This is a genomic window from Pseudoxanthomonas sp. LjRoot204_2, from assembly GCF_056175765.1.
This window is the reverse complement of the sequence record NZ_JBGFFG010000545.1, coordinates 1-1,946: the sequence shown is the minus strand read 5'-3', so window position 1 is coordinate 1,946 and position 1,946 is coordinate 1. Positions and strand designations below refer to the sequence as shown.

General features: G+C 66.3%; 2 protein-coding genes. One reads left to right on the top strand and one right to left on the bottom strand.

What is annotated here, in order from left to right:
• Positions 1-1,343: Rne/Rng family ribonuclease (locus tag AC04L7_RS17680; RefSeq protein WP_475513565.1), on the bottom strand; the 1,343-nt coding region annotated here is incomplete at its 3' end.
• 385 nt (positions 1,344-1,728) lie between these two features.
• Here AC04L7_RS17680 and AC04L7_RS17675 point away from each other — a divergent pair.
• Positions 1,729-1,946: S4 domain-containing protein (locus AC04L7_RS17675; protein WP_475513564.1), on the top strand; the 218-nt coding region annotated here is incomplete at its 3' end.

Below are 1,946 nucleotides of genomic sequence, written 5' to 3'. Positions count from 1 at the left end.
AAGTTGGCGATCTCGAGCGGGGCCTGGATCAGCACCTGCCCCGTGTTGTCCTTCATCGCATGCTCTTCGGCCACGCGGATGATCGACAGCGACAGCGATTCGACGCTGCGCATGCGGCCATGGCCTTCGCAGCGCGGGCAGACGATCTGGCTGGATTCGCCCAGCGACGGACGCAGGCGCTGGCGGCTCATCTCAAGCAGGCCGAAGCGCGAGATGCGGCCGATCTGCACGCGGGCGCGGTCGTACTTCAGTGCGTTCTGCAGCTTGTTCTCGACTTCGCGCTGGTGCTTGTTGCTGGACATGTCGATGAAGTCGATCACCACCAGGCCGCCCAGGTCGCGCAGGCGCAGCTGGCGGGCCACTTCCTCGGCCGCCTCCATGTTGGTGTGGAACGCGGTTTCCTCGATGTCGCCGCCCTTGGTGGCGCGCGCCGAGTTGACGTCGATGGCGGTCAGCGCCTCGGTCTGGTCGACCACGATGGAGCCGCCGGAGGGCAGGCGGACGTTGCGCTCATACGCGCCTTCGATCTGCGATTCGATCTGGAAGCGGTTGAACAGCGGGATGTCGTCCTTGTACGGCTTCAGCTTGCGCAGGTTGTGCGGCATGACCTGCTGCATGAACTCGCGCGCGGTCTCGTACAGCTCGTCGGTGTCGACCAGGATCTCGCCCACGTCGCTGCGCAGGTAGTCGCGCAGGGCGCGCACGATCAGGCGGCTTTCCTGGTAGATCAGGAACGGAGCCGGCTTGGTCAGCGCGGCTTCGGCGATCGCCTTCCACACGCTGAGCAGGTAGTCCAGGTCCCACTGCAGCTCTTCGGCGTCGCGGCCGACGCCGGCGGTGCGGATGATCACGCCCATGTCGTCGGGAATGGCCAGCGCGTCCATCGCCTTCTTCAGCTCGGCGCGGTCGTCGCCCTCGATGCGGCGCGACACGCCACCGGCGGTGGGCGAGTTCGGCATCAGCACCATGTAGCGGCCGGCAAGGGAGATGAACGTGGTCAGGGCGGCGCCCTTGTTGCCGCGCTCGTCCTTGTCCACCTGGACGACGACTTCCTGGCCTTCCTTCAGCAGCTCGCGGATGCCGGCCTTGTTGTGGTCGACACCGGCCTGGAAGTAGTCGCGGGAGATTTCCTTCAGCGGCAGGAAGCCATGGCGGTCAGCGCCGTAATCGACGAAGGCGGCTTCCAGGGAGGGCTCGAGCCGGGTGATGCGGCCCTTGTAGATGTTGGACTTCTTCTGTTCCTTCGACGGCTGTTCGATATCGATGTCGTACAGGGTCTGACCGTCGACGATGGCCACGCGCAGCTCTTCGGCCTGCGTGGCATTGATCAACATGCGTTTCATTGTGCGTTCCTCGCGCGCTGCTACCGCGCGGAACGCCATGGGGTTTCGCCTCTGGAACGTTGCACCGCCCCTTGCGCAGGCGCAGCGGGGCGGATCGGGTTTCCAGCGCTACGACACCACGGCAGGCCGCGGGAGCGCTTTTCTTTCTAATAGGTGTTGCGGGGCCGGCGGCAGCTTCCCCCAAGAGGTGGCGCCACGCGGGACATGTTCAGCATCAGGTGCCGTCACGCACCCGGCGGTATCCGGGCCTGCCGATCAGCCGCTAACATGGCCGCCCCTGGGGCGGTGGCCGCGCACTTGCCGGAATCGCGGGGAGACGGGCTTCTGGCCCAACTGCAACTCCCTGCGAAATCAAACCCTTATCTCGCCCTCCGAGTGTAACAGAATGAATGGCTCCAACCCCAGCCCCCCCACCGCCAAGCCTGCCGCCGCCGCCAAGAGCACGGTGCGGACGGTCACGGTGCCGGCGGACCGGGGCGGCCAGCGGCTGGACAACTTCCTGCTGGGGCAACTGAAGGGTGCCCCGCGCAGCCTGGTCTACAAGCTGGTGCGGAGCGGCCAAGTGCGGGTGAACGGGGGGCGGGCCAAGGCGGAGCGGAAGCT